Genomic DNA, 2,235 nt, shown 5'->3' with positions numbered 1-2,235 from the left:
CGAGCCGTGGGCGGTGCCCGACCTCACGGCCTATGAAGCTTTCCCGGTCGAATTTCTCACCGAGGCGCCCGCGGGCGGGTTCAAACCCTATGGCCGCGACGAAAATCTCAAGCGTCCGTGGGTCAAACCCGGCACGCCGGGCTTGCTCCACCGCATCGGCGGGATCGAGAAGGAGCTCGATACGGGGCACATCAACTATGCACCCGAAAATCATCAGGCGATGACCGACATCCGCAAGGACAAGGTCGATGGCATCAAGGTGCCCGACCAGATCGTCGAACTCGGCGCCGAGGGCGGTAAGCTCGCGGTCGTTGGCTGGGGCTCGACCTTTGGCCCCATCCATCAGGCGGTGCGCCGCAAGCGCGCCGAGGGCGCCGACGTCAGCCACGTTCATATCCGCCATATCTGGCCGCTGCCCGCCAATCTCGGCGAACTGCTAAAGAGCTATGACAAGGTGATCGTACCCGAAATGAACACCGGCCAATTGAAGACCGTGCTGCGCGACCAGTATCTGGTCGACGCCAAACCGGTGAACAAGGTGTCGGGCCAGCCCTTCACCATCGCCGAAATCGAAGCTGCGATCGAAGGAGCGCTCGCATGAACGAGATGACCACTATCGCGCGGACGACGACGCTCAAGGATTGGGAAACCGATCAGGAAGTCCGCTGGTGTCCCGGCTGCGGCGACTATGCGATCCTGAAGGCGGTGCAGCGCACGATGCCCGAAATCGGCACCGCGCCCGAGAATACCGTGTTCATCAGCGGCATCGGCTGCTCGTCGCGTTTCCCCTATTATATGGAAACCTATGGCTTCCACACGATCCACGGTCGCGCGCCGGCGTTCGCGACGGGGCTGAAGCTCGCCAATCCGAACCTCGATGTATGGATCGTCACCGGCGACGGCGACGGGCTGTCGATCGGCGGCAACCACACGATGCACCTGATCCGGCGCAACCTCGATTGCCAGATCATGCTGTTCAACAACGAGATTTACGGGCTCACCAAGGGCCAATATTCGCCGACGAGCCGCGTCGGTACCACCAGCCCGTCGACGCCTTATGGCTCGGTCGACCGTCCCGCGCAGCCCGCGGCCTTCGCGCTCGGTGCGGGCGCGCGCTTCGTCGCGCGCGGGTTCGACGTGTCGAAGGAACTGCCGAACGTCCTGAAAGCCGCGCATGCGCATAAGGGTGCGGCTTTTATCGAGATTTTCCAGAACTGTATCGTCTATAACAAGGACGTGTTCGAGGATTTCGCGGCCCCGAAAGGGGCAGAGGATCGGCAGCTCTGGCTCAAGCAGGGTGAGCCGATGCTTTATGCCAAGGGCACCAAGGGCATCGCGCTCGACGCCGACGCGCTGCATCTCAAGACCGTCGATGTCGTCGACGGCGACTGGCAGGCCGCGGGTGTGATCGTCCACGACGTCACCAATCGCAGCGTCGCGCACATGCTCGTCGAAATGCGCTTTGGCGAATTCCCGATGGCGCTCGGCGTCCTCTACGACGATCCGCGCCCGACCTTCGAGGCAGACGTCGTCCGCCAGAACAAGGCGGCGGCCGAGGGCAAGACAGCCGATCTCCAGAGCCTGCTCAAGAAAGGGCAGACCTGGACAGTGACCGAAGGCGGACCCGAACTCTGATCTTCCGCCGTCATGGATAATCTGACGCACAGCCTTGCCGGCGCGGTTCTTGGCCAAATGGGGCTCAAGAAGAAGACCGGCCTGGCGATGCCGACGCTGATCATCGCGGCGAACCTTCCCGATATCGATGCCGGCTGTGCGATTTACGGGATCGAGTCGCTGTCGATGCGGCGCGGAATCACGCACGGGCCGATCGCGCTGATCCTGTTGCCAATCCTGCTGTGGGCATTGATGATCGGGTTCGATCGCTGGCAGGAGCGGCGTGGCAAGCGGCCCATTGGGCGGTTGCCGGTACACAAGGGCTGGTTGCTCGGGCTCGCCTATATCGGCTGCTTCAGCCATCCGGCGCTCGACTGGCTCAACAATTACGGCATCCGCCTGCTCGAACCGTTCAGCCACCGCTGGTTTTACGGCGACAGCATCTTCATCATCGACCTGTGGATTTGGATCGCGCTTGCCGTGTCGGTCTGGCTCTCGCTGCGCAGCGAACGGCGCGGGGCGGCGAACTGGCGGCGCCCGGCACGGATCGGCTTCACCGCCGTCTGCGCCTATATTTTCGTGAACGGTCTCATCACCGGCGCCGCCGAGCGCATGGCATCG

The 2,235-nt window shown here is 63.0% G+C and carries 2 protein-coding genes and 1 pseudogene; all 3 read left to right on the top strand.

What is annotated here, in order from left to right; genetic code table 11:
* Nucleotides 1-601 (top strand): annotated as a pseudogene (locus VGD20_RS10525) (2-oxoglutarate ferredoxin oxidoreductase subunit alpha); the annotation flags it as partial.
* Nucleotides 598-1,635 carry a 2-oxoacid:ferredoxin oxidoreductase subunit beta gene (locus VGD20_RS10520; protein WP_331134398.1) on the top strand — a complete coding sequence of 346 codons (1,038 nt, stop codon included), beginning with the start codon at nt 598-600 and terminating at the stop codon, nt 1,633-1,635. The pseudogene VGD20_RS10525 and the gene VGD20_RS10520, both read left to right, overlap by 4 nt.
* Before the next feature lie 12 nt (nt 1,636-1,647).
* A partial coding sequence (locus tag VGD20_RS10515; protein ID WP_331134397.1) for a metal-dependent hydrolase occupies nt 1,648-2,235 on the top strand: 588 nt, incomplete at its 3' end.

This window comes from Sphingopyxis sp. (genome assembly GCF_036402335.1).
GTDB lineage: Bacteria > Pseudomonadota > Alphaproteobacteria > Sphingomonadales > Sphingomonadaceae > Sphingopyxis.
The sequence above is the reverse complement of the archived record's forward strand: the minus strand, read 5'-3'. Positions and strand labels throughout refer to the sequence as shown.

Coding starts and splice junctions, on each gene's coding strand:
- VGD20_RS10520 (WP_331134398.1), top strand. CDS start 598: ATGAACGAGATGACCACTATCGCGCGGACGACGACGCTCAAGGATTGG.